Raw genomic sequence first — 18,399 nt, 5'->3', positions numbered from 1 at the left:
CAGACTGGACGGGAGCCCACCAAAACAGCACAAAAGAAAACGGCATATAAATAAGGGACAAACGGATGGATCAGGATCAAACCGCCACGCAGTACGAACTACTGCCTGGTGAAAAACCAACACTAAAAACAATCTCTAGATTGAGCGGGATGGCTGTCCCTACCGTTTCGCGTGCGCTGAATGATGCCCCTGATATCAACGTCGAAACCAAGAAAACGATTCGCGAAATCGCGGACGCAATTGGTTATGTACCGAACCGCGCGGGTGTCCGACTACGCACAGGGCGCACGAATGTAATCAGTCTGATTCTTGCCCCTGAAAACGACATGATGAACCACACTGCGCAGCTGATTAACTCGATCACGCGCGAATTACGTGGCACGAATTATCATCTGAATATCACGCCATATTTCTACGACGACGACCCGTTAAAGCCGATCCGCTATGTTGTCGAAAACCATTCGGCCGATGCCATCATCATGAACCAAACAACGCCGGATGATCCGCGCGTCCGTTATTTGATTGACCATAACTTTCCTTTTGCGACCCACGGCCAAACGAGTCTGAAAACTCATCCATATTTTGATTTTGACAACCACGCCTACGCAGCCTTTGGTGTGGAATATCTGGTGAAACGCGGGCGCAAACATTTGGTAGTCGTCGCGCCCCCCCGCGGCCAGTTTTACGCCGAAGACACGATTAGTGGCGCGACCGAAGCTGCCGAAAAACTGGGCGCGTCGCTGCGCATCATCCGCCGAATTAACAGTGACAACAGCGCCGAAGTGGCCTGCGCGGCCCTAAAGGACATTCTGACCGAAGACCCGACAATCGATGGGATCATTTGTTCGTCCCCACTGGCCGCAATGGGTGCGGCCGTCGCCATCGAGAAAAAACGCCGCGTGCTGGGCGGTGACATTGATGTGTTCGGCAAAGAAGCGATCAATTTCCTGCGGATTTTCCGCCGCGATATCATCGTGATGAAAGAAGACGTTGCACGCGCAGGGTCATTTTTAGCCCGCGCCGCGATTGAGGCGATCCGCGATCCACTCGCGCCGCCGATGCAAGGATTACAGGTGCCAACCGAGGACGATCTGGCACCCTAGGCATTACTTACGGAGGATAACATGCCATCTCAGATCAAAGGCCCCGCGCTATTTTTGGCGCAGTTTGCAGGGGACGACGGACCTTTCAATTCGTTGGAAGGCATCACAAAATGGGCCGCAGGGTTGGGGTACAAGGGCGTACAGATCCCCACCTTTGACGCCCGTCTGTTTGATTTGGAAAAGGCTGTAACCTCTGACACCTACTGTGACGAGGTCAAAGGCATTTGCGCAGATGCCGGCGTTGAAATCACCGAACTATCAACCCACCTTCAGGGCCAGTTGGTTGCCGTGAACCCCGCCTACGACGAAGCATTTGACGCATTCGCCCCCGCGCATCTGCACGGAAACCCCAAGGGCCGCCAAGAATGGGCCGTCGACCAGATGAAAAAGGCCGCCATTGCGTCCCGCAAATTGGGCCTGAAACACACGGTATCCTTTACTGGATCGCTGGCGTTTCCTTATCTTTACCCATGGCCTCAGCGCCCAGCAGGTTTGATCGAGGAAGCCTTTGCCGAACTTGGCCGCCGCTGGACCCCGATTTTGGATCACTACCGCGACAACGGTCAGGACATCGGGTTTGAAATCCACCCAGGCGAGGACGTTTTCGACGGCGCCACCTTTGAAATGTTCGTTGATGCTTGCGGCGGGCACGAGGCGGCGATGATCAATTACGATCCATCGCATTTCCTGCTGCAACAACTGGATTACCTGGCGTTCATCGATATTTACCACGACCGCATAAACGCGTTCCACGTCAAAGACGCCGAGTTCAACCCGACAGGCCGTCAGGGCGTTTACTCGGGCTATCAGGGGTGGACCAACCGCGCTGGCCGTTTCCGCAGTCTGGGCGATGGTCAGGTCGATTTTGGAAGCATTTTTAGCAAGCTCACTCAATACGGCTATGATTCATGGGCCGTTCTTGAATGGGAATGCTGCATCAAATCCCCAGAACAGGGCGCAGCCGAAGGCGCGCCGTTCATCGCGAAACACCTGATTGAAGTCACCGAAAAAGCCTTCGACGATTTTGCGGGCGCTGAAAAGGACGATGCGCAAATCAAACGGATGTTGGGCCTATGAAGAAACTGAAATTGGGCATGGTCGGTGGCGGCCAAGGCGCGTTTATCGGCGGCGTCCACCGCTATGCGGCGCGTCTGGACGGGCGGTTTGATCTGGTTGCGGGTGCTTTGTCATCCGACCCTGAACGGGCCGCTACGTCTGCGGCGGAACTGGGCATTGAACGCAGCTATTCGGATTTCAACGAAATGGCAGCAGCGGAATCCGCTCGCGACGATGGCATTGATGCAGTTGCGATCGTGACGCCCAACCACATGCACGCTGCCCCCGCGATTGCGTTTCTACAGGCGGGCATCCACGTCATCTGCGACAAACCCCTGACCGCCACAGCCGAACAGGCCGAAGAATTGGCGCAGGCAGCACAGGCATCGGATGCGCATTTCATCCTGACGCATAATTACACGGGCTATCCCCTAATGCGTCAGGCACGCCAGATGATTGCTGATGGCGAACTGGGCCAATTGCGAGTCATTCAGGCCGAATATGCACAAGATTGGCTGACCGAAGCCTCGGACGCGGACAACAAACAAGCCGCTTGGCGGACCGATCCCAAATTGTCTGGCGCAGGCGCTATTGGCGATATCGGCACACATGCGTTCAACCTGTTGTCCTTTGTCACGGGGCTCGGCACGCAATCGCTCATGGCGGATCTGCACGCGTTTGTGGATGGGCGCCAAGTCGACGACAACGCACATATCATGCTGCGGATGGAGGGCGGCGCCCGTGCAATGCTTTGGGCCAGTCAAGTCGCCGTGGGCAATGAAAACAGCCTAAAACTGCGCATTTACGGCGACAGAGGCGGGATCGAATGGGAACAGGAAAATCCCAACCGGATGACCTTTACCCGCTTTGGTCAGCCCAAACAGATCATCACCCGTGGCCACGATGGTAACGCCGCATGGACCCGCATCCCTGGCGGTCATCCCGAAGGCTACCTCGAAGCTTTCGCCACCATCTATTCGGATGCGGCCGATCGTATTTTGGGCACTGGGGGCGAATTGCTACCCGATATTAATGCGGGCCTTGATGGCATGTGGTTCATCCGCGCCTGCCAACAAAGCGCCCAGCAAAATTCGGTGTGGATTGATCGATAAACGATGAAACGGCGGCCATAGGGTCGCCGTTTTATTTCAGGAAGAACAGGATCGCCATACCTGCACCTATCGCACCAATCACCCAACGCAGGATGTCGGCACGTTTGATTTGCCGCGCGAACGTAGCCCCAGCAATTCCACCAATAAATCCTGCAACGCCCACGATCAGCGCTGATGAAATGTCGATTAGTCCAGCCGCAAAATAAGCCGACACAGAAGTCACCGAAATGACGGCAGACATGAGGTTTTTTAAACCGTTCATTTCATGGATGTTCTGCATTCCCGCCAGCGACAGCCCTGCCAGCAACATAATCCCCAATCCGCCGTTGAAATAACCGCCATAGACACAGATCGTGAACACACAGCTAGCTGCCAAAACCGATGGCAGCGGCCCCGTGCGCCGCAAAATCGCTGGCCCCCAAACAAAAACGATTGTCGCGACAATCAGCAGCCACGGCACCAAGCCATCAAAAAGTTCTGCAGGCGTTATCAGCAACAGGCCCGCACCACATAGTCCGCCAATAGCCGCAGCGGCTATCAGCGCAAAAATCCGTTGTCGCGCCTGACGAAATTCGCCGCGATAGGCCCACGCGCTGCTGATGTAGCCAGGTAAAGCAGCAAAGGTCGCTGTCGCATTCGCTGACAATGGCGGCACACCCGCCCAAACCAGCGCCGGAAAGGATACAAAGGTACCCCCGCCCGCGATTGCATTCATCACACCAGCTATAAATCCTGCGATTATTAGGACGAACTCCTCCATCCCTGCATACCGATATCAAACCAATTGGAATTGCAAACAAAATTTCATCAATTGGTCTAAAATCTCTTGCCTTTCGTAATTGTAATGCAAGTATGCACGCGTCAACCTTTGAGGGAAGGTTGAGACATTTTGGGAGGAATACAAATGGATCGTCGTTCATTTCTACGCACGTCTGCATTGGGCGGTACCGCTGCTGCGGCATCATCGCTCGCTGCACCAGCTGTTGCACAGGGCCGCATCACGTGGCGCATGGTCACCACATGGCCAAAGAATTTCCCAGGTCTGGGCGTAGGCGCACAGCGTCTGGCTGACCGCATCACCGCCGCATCCGACGGCGCCCTAACCGTCGAAGTCTATTCGGCCGGTGAATTGGTTCCACCACTACAGTCGCTGGACGCGGTCATCGACGGCACTGCCGAAATGAGCCACGGCGCAGCCTACTATTGGCAGAACAAATCCACCGCTCTGTCGTTCTTTACCGGTGTGCCATTCGGCATGACCAGCCGCGAAATGGCGGCTTGGGTCCGTTACATGGGCGGTCAGGAACTGTGGGATGAAATCTATGACCAATTCGGCGTTCAAGGTTTCCTATCGGGCGACACCGGCACCCAAGCTGGCGGTTGGTTCCGTAACGAACTGACCTCGATCGACGACATTCAGGGCCTGCGCTTCCGCACGCCAGGTCTGGGCGGTCAGGTATGGCAGGGCATGGGCGCATCCGTGACCAACATGGCCGGCGGCGAAATTTTCCAAGCGCTACAGTCCGGCGCGTTGGACGCAGCTGAATTCGTTGGCCCATACAACGATCTGGCGCTGGGTTTCTATCAGGTGTGCAAACACTACTATACCTCGTCGTTCAACGAACCGGGTCTAGCGACCGAAGTCGTTGTCGACAAAGCGAAATATCAGGCCCTGCCAGCAAACCTGCAGGCGATCGTTCGCGATGTGGCACAGGCCGAATACGATCAGGTTGCATCGGATTTCTATGCAAACGATCCGCGCGCGCTGAAAACGCTGGTCGAAGAACACGGCGTGACCATTCACAGCCAGTTCCCAGACGACATCATGGAAGCTGCCGCAACCTCCGCTAAAGAAGTTCTGGGCAACGTTCTGAATTCCGACGACGAACTGGTTCGCCGCACCGGCCGCAGCTTTATCGACTCTTTGCAGTTGCTGCGCACCCGTACGGAAAACACCGACCAGACGTTCAACGCAGTACGTCAGAAATTCATGGACTATTCCGACCTGTAATCGACTGTGTAAGTCGGTCAAAGGCCCTGCCGTCGTGCGGGGCCTTTGGCACAACAACGTTCAAGGCAGAAAGGGCAAATCATGGCTTTATTGTCCCATATCATGCGTTTCATAAATGGCATGAACCGTTTGATAGGTAACGTTTTTTCATGGCTATCCATCGCCATCGTTTTGATTTGTTTCTGGGTTGTCGTCGAACGATACCTGTTTTCCAATACCCGCCTATGGATGCAGGATCTGTATCCATGGCTGAACGGCGTGATGTTCACCGCGGTCGCTGCGTTTGCGCTATTTCATGACGACCACGTGCGCGTCGATATTTTCTATCGTCCTGCGTCGCCCGTGAAAAAGGCATGGATGGATTTGGTTGGCGTCGCGGTATTCCTGCTGCCGTTTACCTATATCGTCTATACCTATTGCCTAACCTTTGTGATGCGTAGCTGGGGCCTGAAAGAAGCCTCTGCCAATCCAGGCGGTGCGCCTGGCCTGTTTCTGGTCAAAGCCTTTATCATCTTTTTCGCGATCACCGTCGCGCTTCAGGGTCTATCCATGCTGATCCGTTCGATCCTAACCATCAGCGGAAAAACCGACCTAATCCCCGAAGACTACCGTTATAAGGAGCCCGTCTAATGGACCTGACATTGATCGGAGAACTGCTGTCAGGCCTTATGTTCCTTGGCGTTATCGGCATGTTAATGCTGGGCTTTCCTGTCGCTTTCACCTTGGCTGGCACCTCAATAATTTTTGGCCTTATCGGGTATTGGATCAGCGTTTTCGATTTTTCGAACATGGCCGCACTGGCTGGTAAATTCACCGGCTATATGACGAACGAAGTGTTGGTCGCTGTTCCGCTGTTCATCTTTATGGGTGTGATGCTGGAACGGTCCAACATTGCCGAACAACTTTTGTCCACGATGGGCAAACTGTTCGGCAATATGCGCGGCGGTCTGGGCATTTCCGTGATCGTCGTTGGTGCATTGCTGGCGGCCTCGACGGGTGTTGTGGGCGCAACCGTTGTCACCATGGGGCTGATTTCGTTGCCTGCAATGATGCGGGCCGGATATGATCCAAAACTCGCCTGCGGTACGATTTGCGCATCCGGTACATTGGGGCAGATCATTCCGCCATCTACCGTCCTTATTTTCATGGGCGACATGATCGCAGGGATGCATTCACAAGCACAAATGAGCCTTGGAAACTTTGCCCCCAGCGCCGTTTCTGTTGGCGACCTTTTCGCAGGCGCCTTTATTCCGGGTCTATTACTGGTCTGCATCTATATCGGTTACGTCGTGTTCAAAGCTGTCACCGACCCTGACAGCTGCCCGGCAACGCCCGTATCCGAAGAAGACCGTAAGAACCTGCTGCGCGAAGTTTTCGTTGCTTTGATCCCTCCGCTGCTTCTTATCCTCGCAGTATTGGGTTCCATTCTGGGCGGCGTCGCGACCCCAACCGAAGCGTCCTCTGTCGGCGCTGTTGGCGCAACTGTTCTTGCGTTGATCCGCGGACGCCTGAATTTCGAAATCATCCGTCACACGGCGCTAAGCACCGCGAAAATCACATCGATGATCTTTATCATCCTGTTTGGCGCATCTGTCTTTTCGGTCGTGTTCCGTCAAATGGGCGGTGACGATCTGGTTCATGAGTTCCTGACGAACATTCCTGGCGGCGCAACAGGCGCGATGATCGCCGTGATGCTGACAATGTTCGTTCTGGGGTTCATTCTAGATACGTTCGAAATCATCTTTATCGTACTGCCGATCACCGCACCGACCCTACTGTTGCTGGGAGTTGATCCGATTTGGCTGGGCGTGATGATCGGTGTGAACCTGCAAACCAGTTTCTTGACCCCACCATTTGGGTTTGCGCTGTTTTATCTGCGCGGTGTGGCTCCGGCGACGATCTCTACTATGCAGATATACAAAGGCGTTATTCCTTTTGTTCTGCTGCAAATCGTGGCGATCGTTCTGCTGTTCATATTCCCAGAACTGGTCACCTGGTTGCCATCGAAACTGTTCTAATCTGGCATAGGCCGCCTTTGAAACGGGCGGCCTATAGTCTTTTTAAGACCTGCTCGAAAAACATTGTGGCTGCGCGCGGTAGGTGACGGCCCCGATTGCGGACCACAAAATAGGGCGACACCAGCATGGACGCGTTAATGTCCAGAATACGTAGCTTTGCTCCAAAATCTTGACGGCTCAATAATTCGCAAACCTCTTTGGATTGCGGTGCAATCACGTCCGATGTGGCTAGCAACGATTCCACCACTAGCAAAGATGACGTATTCACAATGCGATGTGGCACAGGAACCCCAGCCAAATGAAACGCGGATTCCACGGCTAACCGAATAGGCGATCCTCGTTCCTGAATGACCCAGTCATAGGCGCGCAATTCATCCAGCGTCACGCCCTGTCGTCCGACCAGCGGATGCGATGCCCGCACCACCAATTGTACATCCTCTGACCGCCCTGGATGCACCATAAAATCGCGGCTGTCCTGTTCCGCTGGGATACGAGCCACAATGAAATCAAATCGTCCCTCGTCTAACCCGCGCACCAATTCTGTGGATGGGCCAACCTCGATCGTGACCGATGTATCGGGAAACGATTCGCGGAATTCTTGCAATACAGGCAACACGATACCCACAGCGGGGCCTGTTACCGTTCCAATACGAATTTCACCCGCGGCACCCGTTGTCAGATCGCGCACCTCTTTTTCCAGACTGTCCAATTCGGCAACAACACCCCGCGCGTGGCGAATGAATGCAGTGCCCACGGGGGTCGGTTCCATGCCTTTGGGTGACCGGTGAAATAGGGCTGTGTTGGCTTGCTTTTCGATATCGCCAATGATCCGCGAGGCCGCAGGTTGTGACATTGCCATCGCACTGGCGGCAATCTGTAATTGGCCAGTTTCGGCGATTTTCAACAACAGCCGCAAATGCGTTGGTTTCAGACGTTTGATGAAATCCATACCTATACCACTTTTGATATATCAAAGCCTTATAATAGAATTTTACAGGTATGTGAACTGCAGCTAATCATATCGCAGGGCATTTGGGCTCGATTTGATGGATCGTCGCGTTTTCGGGAGAAAAACCTGCGGTCCACTGGGAGGAAAAAATGAAACTCACTACTTTACTTGCTACGGCAGCGACCGCAGCTATGGTTTTCGCGTCGGCATCCTATGCGGACACCGTTGGTATCGCCATGCCAACCAAATCGTCGTCGCGCTGGATTTCGGACGGCAATTCGATGGTCGATCAGTTTGCTGCAGCGGGCTATGAAACTGATCTGCAATACGCCGAAGACGACATTCCAAACCAGCTGGCACAGATCGAAAACATGATCACCAAAGGTGTCGACGCACTGGTTATCGCGGCAATCGACGGCACGACTTTGTCGAACGCGCTGGAAAACGCAGCAGCGGCAGGCATTCCTGTGATCGCCTATGACCGCCTGATCCGTGACAGCGGCAACGTCGATTACTATGCGACCTTTGACAACTTCAAAGTCGGCGTTCAACAGGCATCCAGCCTGGTTGCGGGCCTCGAAGAACGTTTTGGCGATGGCCCATACAACGTTGAACTGTTCGGCGGTTCGCCAGACGATAACAACGCATACTTCTTCTACAACGGCGCGATGTCGGTTCTGGATCCACTGATCGAAGCAGGCACCGTGAACATCGTATCGGGTCAAATGGGCATGGATACCGTTGGCACCCTACGCTGGGACGGCGCGGTTGCGCAGTCGCGCATGGATAACCTGTTGTCGGCTCATTATACCGACGAAATGATCCACGGTGTTCTGTCGCCCTACGACGGTCTGTCGATCGGTATCCTGTCGTCGCTAAAAGGCGTTGGTTATGGATCGGGCGATATGCCGATGCCAATCGTTTCGGGTCAGGACGCGGAAATTCCATCCGTTAAATCGATCCTAGCCGGCGAACAATACTCGACCGTGTTCAAAGACACCCGCGAACTGGCCCGCGTGACCGTAGGCATGGTCGAGGCGCTGCTAGACGGCGGCGAGCCAGAGATCAACGACACCTCTACCTATGACAACGGCGTCAAAGTCGTTCCCTCCTACCTGCTAGAGCCTGTTTCGGTTGACGTTTCCAACTGGGAAGAAGTGCTGATCGGCAGCGGCTACTACACCGCTGATCAAGTTCAGTAACACACCCTTCTCCCTGTCTGCCTTCGGTCCTGACGGCCCGGAGGCAGATGTAATAATAAAGGTTTGGGCCACCCATGACCTCTCTTTTAGAAATGCGTTCTATCACCAAGACGTTCCCGGGCGTGAAAGCGCTGGATCAGGTGAACCTTGATGTGAAAGAAGGCGAAATCCACGCGATTTGTGGTGAAAACGGCGCTGGAAAATCGACCCTGATGAAGGTCCTGTCCGGCGTGTATCCCGCAGGCAGCTATGACGGCGAAATCCACTACGATGGGCAGGTCGCCGAATTCCGCAATATTTCCGATTCCGAAAACAAAGGGATCATCATCATCCATCAGGAACTGGCACTGGTCCCGCTATTGTCGATCGCCGAAAACCTGTTTTTGGGCAACGAACGCGCCGCGAATGGCGTCATCAACTGGCGCGACACGTTCCAACGCACCGAACAGTTGCTGCAAAAGGTCGGCCTGAAAGAGGCCCCCAGCACGCTGATCGAAACCTTGGGTGTGGGCAAACAGCAGCTTGTCGAAATCGCCAAAGCGCTATCGAAAGAAGTGCGGCTGTTGATCTTGGATGAACCCACCGCCGCGCTGTCGGAATCCGATAGTCAGGCGCTGCTTGATCTGATGCTAGAGCTAAAGGCGCAAGGCGTCACACAGATCATCATCAGTCACAAACTGAACGAAGTTCGCCGCGTTGCAGACACCGTCACCGTGATCCGCGATGGCACCTCAGTTTCGACAATGTCCGCCGCCAGCGGCGACATTACCGAAGACCGCATCGTCCACGACATGGTTGGCCGCGATATGTCGGATCGCTATCCCGCACGTCCGCGAAATCCGTCAGACATTCTGATGGAAGTGAACAATTGGAACGTCTGGCACCCTGAACACGCAGATCGCCAGATGATCAAAGACGTGAATTTCCACGTTCGCAAAGGCGAAGTCGTGGGCATCGCTGGCCTGATGGGATCAGGCCGTACAGAATTGGCCATGTCGATCTTTGGGCGGTCATATGGACGCAACATCGGCGGAGAGGTGCAACTGCACGGAAAATCCGCCGATGTATCGCAAATCGACCGCGCGATTGATGCGGGTCTGGCCTATGTGACCGAAGACCGTAAATCGCTCGGGCTGGTTCTGGACGAAACAATCCGCACCAATATCACCTTGGCCAATCTGGGGGATGTATCGAACGCGGGCGTGATCAACGAACACGAAGAAACTCAGGTGTCGGAAAAATATCGCGGCGCGATGAACATCCGCACGCCATCGGTTTTCCAAAAGGTCGTGAACCTGTCGGGCGGCAACCAACAAAAGGTTGTGTTGTCCAAATGGCTGTTCGCACAGCCCGAGGTTTTGATCCTGGACGAGCCCACTCGCGGTATCGATGTGGGCGCGAAATTCGAAATTTACGGCATCATCAATGAACTGGCCGCGCAAGGAAAAGGGGTCGTGATGATCTCGTCCGAAATGCCCGAACTGTTGGGCATGTGCGACCGCATCTACGTCATGAACGAAGGCGAATTGGTCGGCGAACTAACCGCCGAAGAAGCCAGCCAAGAGCGCATCATGTCGCTCATCGTTACGGAATAAGGGACCATGGGGATGGAACAAACTAACACAAGCCTAGGCGCATATTTCAAACACCATTTGCGTGAATACGGCCTGCTGATCGCATTGATCGCCATCATGGTGTTCTTTCAAATCATGACCAATGGCACTTTGCTGAAACCGGTCAACATCACCAACCTGTTCCTGCAAAATAGCTATATCATCATCATGGCCTTGGGCATGTTGGTGGTCATTGTGGCAGGCCATATCGACCTGTCCGTTGGGTCCGTAATGGGATTTGTCGGCGCTTTTGCCGCTGTGATGATCGTGGAATGGAACATGCCCGTGGGCGTGACCATGATTGCGGCGCTTGTCGTCGGAGGCTTTATCGGCGCGGCCCAAGGATACTTTGTCGCGTACTGGAAAATCCCGTCATTCATTGTGACGCTGGCGGCGATGCTGGTGTTCCGCGGTCTGTCCCTGTGGCTGCTAGAGGGCCAATCGGTTGGTCCGTTCCCACGTGAATTCCAGCTGATTTCAACCGGCTTTGTCGGTGACATCTTTCCTGCGTCGCTGTCGCAAACATTAGCCGACATTGCAGGAAGCCGAAATTTCAACGTTCTTTCCATGGCGCTGGGTGTGATTGCGGTAGCACTGATCATCTGGATGGGGATGCGCGACCGCGCACGTAATGCCCGCTATGGCATTCAGGGCGAACCACAGGCGTTCTTTGTGGTGCGTACGGCGATCGTATCCTTTGCGCTGCTGTTCGTAATGTTCAAACTATCAACGTTCCGTGGTTTGCCGAACGTTCTGGTTTCCATGGTTGTTCTGACGGTCGTTTATGCCTTTTTGACCGCGAACACGACGATCGGACGCCGCATCTATGCATTGGGCGGAAACGAAAAGGCGGCAAAGCTATCGGGCATCAAAACAGAACGCCTGACGTTCCTTGCTTTTGTGAACATGGGCATTCTGGCAGCGCTGGCGGGCCTGATTTTCGCCGCACGCCTGAACACCGCAACACCCAAGGCAGGCTTTGCCGTCGAACTGGATGTGATCGCAGCGGTATTTATCGGTGGCGCCTCCATGTCGGGCGGATCCGGCAAAATCATCGGCGCTGTCGTCGGTGCGTTCATCATGGGTGTGATGAACAACGGCATGTCGATCCTGGGTATCGGCATCGACTATCAACAAGTGATCAAAGGCCTCGTGCTGCTCGCGGCTGTGTTCTTTGATGTTTACAACAAAAACAAACAGGGGTGATCCAATGACCTTTAAACCAGCCCCATGGCCACGAAAACTAAGGTCGACCCATTGGTACAGCGGCAATTCACGCGACACCATTTATCACCGTGGATGGATGAAAAATCAGGGCTATCCGCATGACCTGTTCGACGGACGCCCCATCATCGGCATCCTGAACACATGGTCGGATCTGACCCCCTGCAACGGCCACCTGCGCGAACTAGCGGAAAAGGTCAAAGCGGGCATCTGGGAGGCCGGCGGTTTCCCGGTAGAGGTTCCGGTATTTTCGGCCTCTGAAAACACATTCCGACCAACGGCTATGATGTTCCGTAACCTTGCCGCCCTTTCAATCGAAGAGCAGATGCGTGGACAGCCGATTGACGGCGCGGTTCTGCTGGTCGGCTGCGATAAAACCACCCCGTCCCTGCTGATGGCCGCTGCATCGACCGACATTCCGTCGATTGTTGTCACTGGCGGTCCGATGCTGAACGGCTATTTCCGCGGGGAACGGGTCGGATCCGGAACGCATCTTTGGAAATTTTCCGAAGCCGTCAAAGCAGGTGAAATGACCCAAGAAGAGTTCCTAGAAGCCGAGGCATCCATGTCGCGGTCGTCGGGCACCTGCAACACGATGGGCACTGCGTCGACCATGGCATCAATGGCCGAAGCCTTGGGGATGGCGCTGTCTGGCAACGCGGCGATCCCTGCGGTCGACAGCCGTCGCCGCGTTATGGCGCAATTGTCGGGCCGCCGCATCGTGCAGATGGTCAAAGACGATTTGAAACCATCGGACGTGATGACAAAAGACGCGTTTGAAAACGCCATTCGCACCAATGCCGCCATCGGCGGATCGACCAATGCCGTCATCCACATGCTGGCCATCGCGGGCCGTGTTGGCATTGATCTGACGCTGGACGACTGGGATCGCTGCGGTCGCGACGTGCCGACGATCGTCAACCTGATGCCTTCGGGCAAATACCTGATGGAAGAGTTTTTCTACGCCGGCGGCCTGCCTGTCGTCCTAAAACGTCTGGCCGAAGGCGGGATGTTGCACAAAGACGCGCTGACCGTGTCGGGCGAAACCATCTGGGACGAAGTGCGCGACGTGATGAACCACAACGAGGACGTCATTCTGCCAATCGATAAGGCGCTGACCCAATCGGGCGGCATTGTCGTGGTCAAAGGCAACTTGGCCCCGAACGGCGCGGTTCTGAAACCTTCGGCCGCCAGCCCAGATCTGATGCAACACCGTGGCCGCGCGGTCGTGTTCGAAGACATCGATGACTACAAAGCCAAGATCGAAGACCCCGATCTGGATATCGATGAAACCTGCGTCATGGTTCTGAAAAATTGTGGCCCCAAAGGATACCCAGGCATGGCCGAGGTCGGCAACATGGGCCTGCCGCCAAAGGTTCTGAAAAAAGGCATCACGGATATGGTGCGCATTTCCGATGCGCGCATGTCAGGCACCGCCTATGGCACCGTTCTGCTACACACCTCGCCCGAGGCCGCAGCGGGTGGACCGCTGGCTGTGGTTCAAAACGGTGACATGATCGAAGTGGATGTCGAAAACCGCCGCCTGCATCTGGATATTTCAGACGCAGAACTGGCCGAACGTCTATCCAACTGGAAACCAATGCATGAACAGCCCGCATCGGGATATGCGTGGTTACACCAACAACACGTCGAAGGTGCAGACACGGGTGCTGATCTGGATTTCCTAAAGGGATGCCGCGGCAATCCCGTTGGAAAGGACGCCCATTGATGAAAATCGCTTTAGTCGGGATCGGAAAGATCGCGGTGGATCAGCACGTGCCGGCCATCGCAGCATCAGATGATTGGGAATTGGCCGCGACCGTATCGCGTCACGGATCGGTTGAAGGCGTAGAAGCCTTTGATGATTTCGACGCAATGCTGGCCGCGCGTTCCGATATCCGCGTTGTATCGCTGTGCCTGCCGCCCGTGCCTAGGTTCGAATACGCGGCAAAGGCGATCCGCGCGGGCCGTCATGTGATGCTAGAAAAACCACCTGGTGCAACGCTCGCGGAATGCCACATGTTGGAACGCATGGCGCACGCGCACGGCGTGTCGATTTACGCCACATGGCACAGCCGCGAAGCGGACAAAGTGTCAGCAGCCAAAAAATGGCTATCGGACAAGACTCTGAACAGCCTGCATGTGACATGGAAAGAGGACGTGCGCCGTTGGCACCCCGGCCAAGAATGGGTTTGGGAACCGGGCGGAATGGGTGTGTTTGATCCGGGCATCAATGCGCTGTCTATCGTGACCGAGATTTTGCCCGATGACGTCCATCTGAAATCCGCGTATCTGGACATTCCGTCTAACAAACAAACGCCCATTGGGGCGGCGCTGGAATTTGTGCACCCGACTGGCGCGGCCGTGACCGCCGATTTCGACTGGCGGCAGACCGGCGACCAGATCTGGATGATCGAAGCCGTCACCGAACAGGGCACCCTGACGCTGACAGACGGCGGTGCGCGCATCCTGATCGACGGCATCGAAGACGCCGTTCAATCCGAAAATCCGCTGCATGGCGAATACCCTAACCTTTACGCAAAAATGGCTCGTCTGGTGACCAATGGCGGCGTTGATATGGACCTGCGCCCGATGGTGCATGTGTCTGATGCGCTGGCGCTGGGTCGTCGCACGGCTGTTGAACCTTTCTACGAATAAGAGGCCCACATGACACAATACACCGGCATTTGGCCTGTCGCCCCGACCCCTTTCAATGCTGATGGGACGTTGGATCTGGATGGTATGAAACGCGTCCTAGACTGCCTCATTGATCAGGGCGCGGACGGTATCTGTATCCTTGCCAATTTCTCGGAACAGTTTCTGCTATCCGATGCGGAACGGGAAACCCTGACCCGACTGTCGCTGGAACATGTCGCGGGCCGCGTGCCTGTGATCGTGACTATCAGCCACTATGCGACCCAGATCGCAGTTGAACGCGCAGCATTAGCCAAATCATTGGGTGCGGACATCGTGATGATGATGCCGCCCTACCACGGTGCAACGCTCAAGGGTACGCCCGAACAGACCTTTGAACAATTCGCTGCTGTGTCAGAGGTCGGCATCCCGATCATGGTCCAAGATGCGCCAATGTCAGGCGTAGATCTATCCGTGCCCCTGTTGGTGCGCATGGCCAAAGAATTGGAAATGGTCAAACTGTTCAAAATCGAATGCCCCCGCGCAGCCAATAAAATCCGCGCGTTGATCGAACAGGGCGGTGACGCGATCGAAGCCCCCTTTGACGGCGAAGAGGCCATCACGCTGTTGGCCGATCTGGATGCAGGCGCGACCGGATCAATGACCTCTGGCATGATCGTGGATCAGATCAAACCTGTTCTAACCCATTTCCACGCCGGCGAATTTGATGCAGCGACGGCTGCCTATGGCCGCGTTGCAATGGCGATCAACCATGAAAACCGCCAATGCGGTTGGCAATCCTGCAAGGCAGCGATGGTCGAAGGCGGCGTGATCAAATCCGACATGTGCCGCCACCCAGTTGCACCGCTACATCCCAAAATCCGCGAACGTTTGATTTCGCTACTCACTCCATTGGACCCGCTGGTTCTGCGCTGGGGCAAATAATTTAGGACGACGATATGACATTTACTCCGCACGGAAAGCATCTGATCGCTGGCGAATGGGTTGGCACGGAACGCACTTTCACCAGCAGCCCCGCACATGGCGATGCGCATGATTTCAGCGTTGGCACCACCGAATTGGTCGATCATGCGGTTCAGGCCGCCGAAGAAGCCTTTTGGTCGTTTGGGTATTCTGCCCGCGCCGACCGCGCCGCATTCCTGAACACCATTGCCGATGAAATCGAAGCCCGCGCCGACGCGATCACTGCGATCGGAACATCTGAAACAGGTTTGCCAGAGGGGCGTTTGCAGGGCGAAAGAGGCCGTACCGTTGGCCAGTTGCGTCTGTTCGCGCAACATATCTTGGATGGCGCTTATCTGGACCGCCGCCACGATGCCGCCCTGCCCGACCGTCAGCCCCTGCCACGCCCAGACATCAAAATGGTACAGCGTCCAATTGGGCCAGTTGCTGTGTTCGGGGCGTCAAATTTCCCGCTGGCATTTTCGACGTTGGGCGGTGACACCGCATCTGCACTGGCCGCTGGGTGCCCTGTTGTCGTCAAAGGCCACGCAGCCCACCCAGGCACAGGAGAAATCATGGCCGAGGCTATTCACGCGGCGATCCAAAAATGTGGTCTGCACGCTGGTGTCTTTAGCCTGATCCAAGGAGACGGGCATGATTTTGCGCAGGCATTGGTTCAACACCCACTGATCAATGCGGTCGGTTTCACGGGGTCACTGCGCGGCGGTCGTGCGCTGTTTGATCTATGCGCACAGCGCCCTGAACCTATTCCTTTCTTTGGGGAACTGGGCAGCGTGAACCCCATGTTCTTTATGCCGAACGCGTTGGAAAACCGCGGGGCGGACATCGCCGCTGGATGGGCCGCGTCCCTGACCATGGGCGCCGGACAGTTTTGTACGAACCCCGGTATCGCCGTTGTCATCGATGGACCGCAGGCAGATGCCTTTGTGTCTGCCGCCTCTGACGCACTAGAACCAATCGGCGCACAAACCATGCTGACCGATGGAATTGCAGATGCCTATCGCGCGGGGCGTGACAAAATCGCAGGCGCGAAAGGCGTCCAAGAGGTGCTGACCTCGATGTGTGACAGCCGCAATGCAACGCCGTATCTGTTCGCAACAACGGGTCAAGAGTGGCTGAACAACCATGCCTTGGGCGAAGAGGTCTTTGGTCCCTTGGGTATGGTGGTCAAAGTTGCCGATATGGACGAAATGCGCACCATCGCCAAACGGCTAGAGGGCCAACTGACCTGCACTTTGCATATGGAAGACAGCGACTTGGATGATGCCGCATCGCTGCTGCCCATTCTGGAACGTAAGGCAGGTCGCGTTCTGGCAAACGGGTTCCCAACGGGGGTCGAAGTCTGTGACACGATGGTACACGGCGGGCCCTACCCCGCGTCGACCAATTTCGGCGCGACGTCGGTTGGCACAATGGCGATCCGTCGGTTTCTGCGTCCCGTTAGCTATCAAAACATTCCAGACGCTATCTTACCGCTCGATCTTGGCTAAACTACCCGGATGGCAAACCGATCGATCCCGCCCGCAACCATCTATGATCCGCGCCCTTGTTTCTTGGGCGAAGGCCCATTGTGGCATCCCGAACGCCAACAATTATTCTGGTTCGACATCGTCGAACACAAACTGCTTAGCCGCGTTGGGGACGAAACCTTTGAGTGGGCTTTTGACGAATATGTCTCGGCGGCGGGTTGGATCGATTATGACAGGTTGTTCATGGCCTCGGAAACGGGGCTGTGGACATTCAACATCAACAGCGGTCAACGGGATCTGGTTGCCTCGTTAGAGGCAGACAACCCGATCACACGATCAAACGATGGCCGCGCCGATCCCTTGGGCGGGTTCTGGATTGGCACCATGGGCAAATCGGCCGAACTAGCAGCCGGCGCGATCTATCGTTTTTACAAAGGCGAGCTGCGAACCCTGTTCACAGGCATCACCATTTCCAACGCGATCTGCTTTGCCCCCGACGGGGCAGCTGCCTATTACTGCTGCACGACCACCCAAAAAATAATGAAAACAGCGCTTGATTCCGACGGCTGGCCTGTCGGCGAGCCTTCTATTTTTGTCGATCTATCTGCAGAGGGTATTAACCCTGATGGCGCGGTCACGGATAGCATGGGCTATTTATGGAACGCGCAATGGGGCCTTGGTCGCGTCGCGCGATATCGGCCCGATGGCACATTTGACATGGCTGTATCAGTAGGCGGCATACACTCTAGCTGTCCGGCGTTTGGCGGCGCTGATTTCACAGAATTGTTCATAACCACCGCTCAAGAAGGCATCGACACCCCAGACACGTGCCAAGTCGTTGTCTACTGCGCCAAAACTGACGTCGCAGGACAAGCAGAGTCACGCGTCCTGTTGGACTAGAGCAATGCCTGGTCAATGCGAGTTACCAATATTCACTTGTCTTTGTAGATTTTGGTTGCGGGGGTAGGATTTGAACCTACGACCTTCAGGTTATGAGCCTGACGAGCTACCGGGCTGCTCCACC

At 55.3% G+C, this 18,399-nt stretch carries 16 protein-coding genes; 14 read left to right on the top strand and 2 right to left on the bottom strand.

The window, feature by feature from the left end:
- Positions 1–65: 65 nt before the first annotated feature.
- Genes BVC71_RS14920 through BVC71_RS14910 form a run of 3 tightly spaced genes read left to right on the top strand, consistent with a single transcriptional unit; the run spans position 66 to position 3,271 of the window.
- Positions 66–1,103 (top strand): LacI family transcriptional regulator, encoded by a 1,038-nt coding sequence (locus BVC71_RS14920; protein WP_086452500.1) that lies wholly within the window; start codon positions 66–68, stop codon positions 1,101–1,103.
- Positions 1,104–1,124: 21 nt separating this feature from the next.
- Positions 1,125–2,180, top strand: coding sequence for a sugar phosphate isomerase/epimerase family protein (locus tag BVC71_RS14915; protein ID WP_086452499.1), 1,056 nt, complete (start codon positions 1,125–1,127; stop codon positions 2,178–2,180).
- On the top strand, positions 2,177–3,271 hold the full coding sequence (locus tag BVC71_RS14910; protein WP_165767792.1) for a Gfo/Idh/MocA family protein: 1,095 nt from the start codon (positions 2,177–2,179) through the stop codon (positions 3,269–3,271). The genes BVC71_RS14915 and BVC71_RS14910 overlap by 4 nt, the downstream gene beginning before the upstream one ends.
- 31 nt (positions 3,272–3,302) lie before the next feature.
- Here BVC71_RS14910 and BVC71_RS14905 read toward each other — a convergent pair whose 3' ends face one another.
- Positions 3,303–4,031: a sulfite exporter TauE/SafE family protein gene (locus BVC71_RS14905; RefSeq protein ID WP_086452498.1), complete on the bottom strand. Its 729-nt coding sequence runs from the start codon at positions 4,029–4,031 to the stop codon at positions 3,303–3,305.
- A 144-nt stretch (positions 4,032–4,175) separates the two neighbouring features.
- Between BVC71_RS14905 and BVC71_RS14900 the strand changes: the two genes are divergently transcribed.
- From BVC71_RS14900 to BVC71_RS14890, 3 genes are all read left to right on the top strand, one after another.
- Positions 4,176–5,282, top strand: coding sequence for a TRAP transporter substrate-binding protein (locus BVC71_RS14900; RefSeq protein ID WP_086452497.1), 1,107 nt, complete (start codon positions 4,176–4,178; stop codon positions 5,280–5,282).
- Positions 5,283–5,363: 81 nt separating this feature from the next.
- Positions 5,364–5,912 carry a TRAP transporter small permease subunit gene (locus BVC71_RS14895; protein ID WP_086452496.1) on the top strand — a complete coding sequence of 183 codons (549 nt, stop codon included), beginning with the start codon at positions 5,364–5,366 and terminating at the stop codon, positions 5,910–5,912.
- Positions 5,912–7,300, top strand: a complete 1,389-nt coding sequence (locus BVC71_RS14890; protein WP_086452495.1) for a TRAP transporter large permease — start codon at positions 5,912–5,914, stop codon at positions 7,298–7,300. Before BVC71_RS14895 ends, BVC71_RS14890 begins: the two co-directional genes overlap by 1 nt.
- A 31-nt stretch (positions 7,301–7,331) precedes the next feature.
- Here the strand turns inward: BVC71_RS14890 and BVC71_RS14885 are convergent, their stop codons facing one another.
- Complete coding sequence (locus BVC71_RS14885; RefSeq protein WP_086452494.1) at positions 7,332–8,249, bottom strand: LysR family transcriptional regulator; 918 nt, start codon at positions 8,247–8,249, stop codon at positions 7,332–7,334.
- A gap of 149 nt (positions 8,250–8,398) precedes the next feature.
- Between BVC71_RS14885 and chvE the strand changes: the two genes are divergently transcribed.
- The 8 genes from chvE (at position 8,399) to BVC71_RS14845 (ending at position 18,275) form a co-directional block, all read left to right on the top strand.
- The gene (gene chvE / locus BVC71_RS14880; RefSeq protein ID WP_086452493.1) at positions 8,399–9,451 is read left to right on the top strand and encodes a multiple monosaccharide ABC transporter substrate-binding protein; all 1,053 of its coding nucleotides are present in this window, start codon (positions 8,399–8,401) and stop codon (positions 9,449–9,451) included.
- A 74-nt stretch (positions 9,452–9,525) separates the two neighbouring features.
- A complete protein-coding gene (gene mmsA / locus BVC71_RS14875; protein ID WP_086452492.1) occupies positions 9,526–11,046 on the top strand; it encodes a multiple monosaccharide ABC transporter ATP-binding protein in 1,521 nt (506 codons plus the stop codon).
- A gap of 6 nt (positions 11,047–11,052) precedes the next feature.
- Positions 11,053–12,270 (top strand): multiple monosaccharide ABC transporter permease, encoded by a 1,218-nt coding sequence (gene mmsB, locus BVC71_RS14870; protein ID WP_086452491.1) that lies wholly within the window; start codon positions 11,053–11,055, stop codon positions 12,268–12,270.
- A 4-nt stretch (positions 12,271–12,274) separates the two neighbouring features.
- The gene (gene araD / locus BVC71_RS14865) at positions 12,275–14,017 is read left to right on the top strand and encodes an L-arabinonate dehydratase (protein WP_086452490.1); all 1,743 of its coding nucleotides are present in this window, start codon (positions 12,275–12,277) and stop codon (positions 14,015–14,017) included.
- A complete protein-coding gene (locus BVC71_RS14860; protein ID WP_086452554.1) occupies positions 14,017–14,946 on the top strand; it encodes a Gfo/Idh/MocA family protein in 930 nt (309 codons plus the stop codon). Before araD ends, BVC71_RS14860 begins: the two co-directional genes overlap by 1 nt.
- Positions 14,947–14,955: 9 nt before the next feature.
- The gene (locus BVC71_RS14855; RefSeq protein ID WP_086452489.1) at positions 14,956–15,867 is read left to right on the top strand and encodes a dihydrodipicolinate synthase family protein; all 912 of its coding nucleotides are present in this window, start codon (positions 14,956–14,958) and stop codon (positions 15,865–15,867) included.
- Positions 15,868–15,881: 14 nt separating this feature from the next.
- Positions 15,882–17,396 carry an aldehyde dehydrogenase (NADP(+)) gene (locus BVC71_RS14850; RefSeq protein WP_086452488.1) on the top strand — a complete coding sequence of 505 codons (1,515 nt, stop codon included), beginning with the start codon at positions 15,882–15,884 and terminating at the stop codon, positions 17,394–17,396.
- Between the two features lie 9 nt (positions 17,397–17,405).
- Complete coding sequence (locus tag BVC71_RS14845) at positions 17,406–18,275, top strand: SMP-30/gluconolactonase/LRE family protein (RefSeq protein WP_086452487.1); 870 nt, start codon at positions 17,406–17,408, stop codon at positions 18,273–18,275.
- Positions 18,276–18,399 lie beyond the last annotated feature (124 nt).

This window comes from Marivivens niveibacter (genome assembly GCF_002150005.2).
Lineage (GTDB): Bacteria > Pseudomonadota > Alphaproteobacteria > Rhodobacterales > Rhodobacteraceae > Marivivens > Marivivens niveibacter.
The sequence above is the reverse complement of the archived record's forward strand: the minus strand, read 5'-3'. Positions and strand labels throughout refer to the sequence as shown.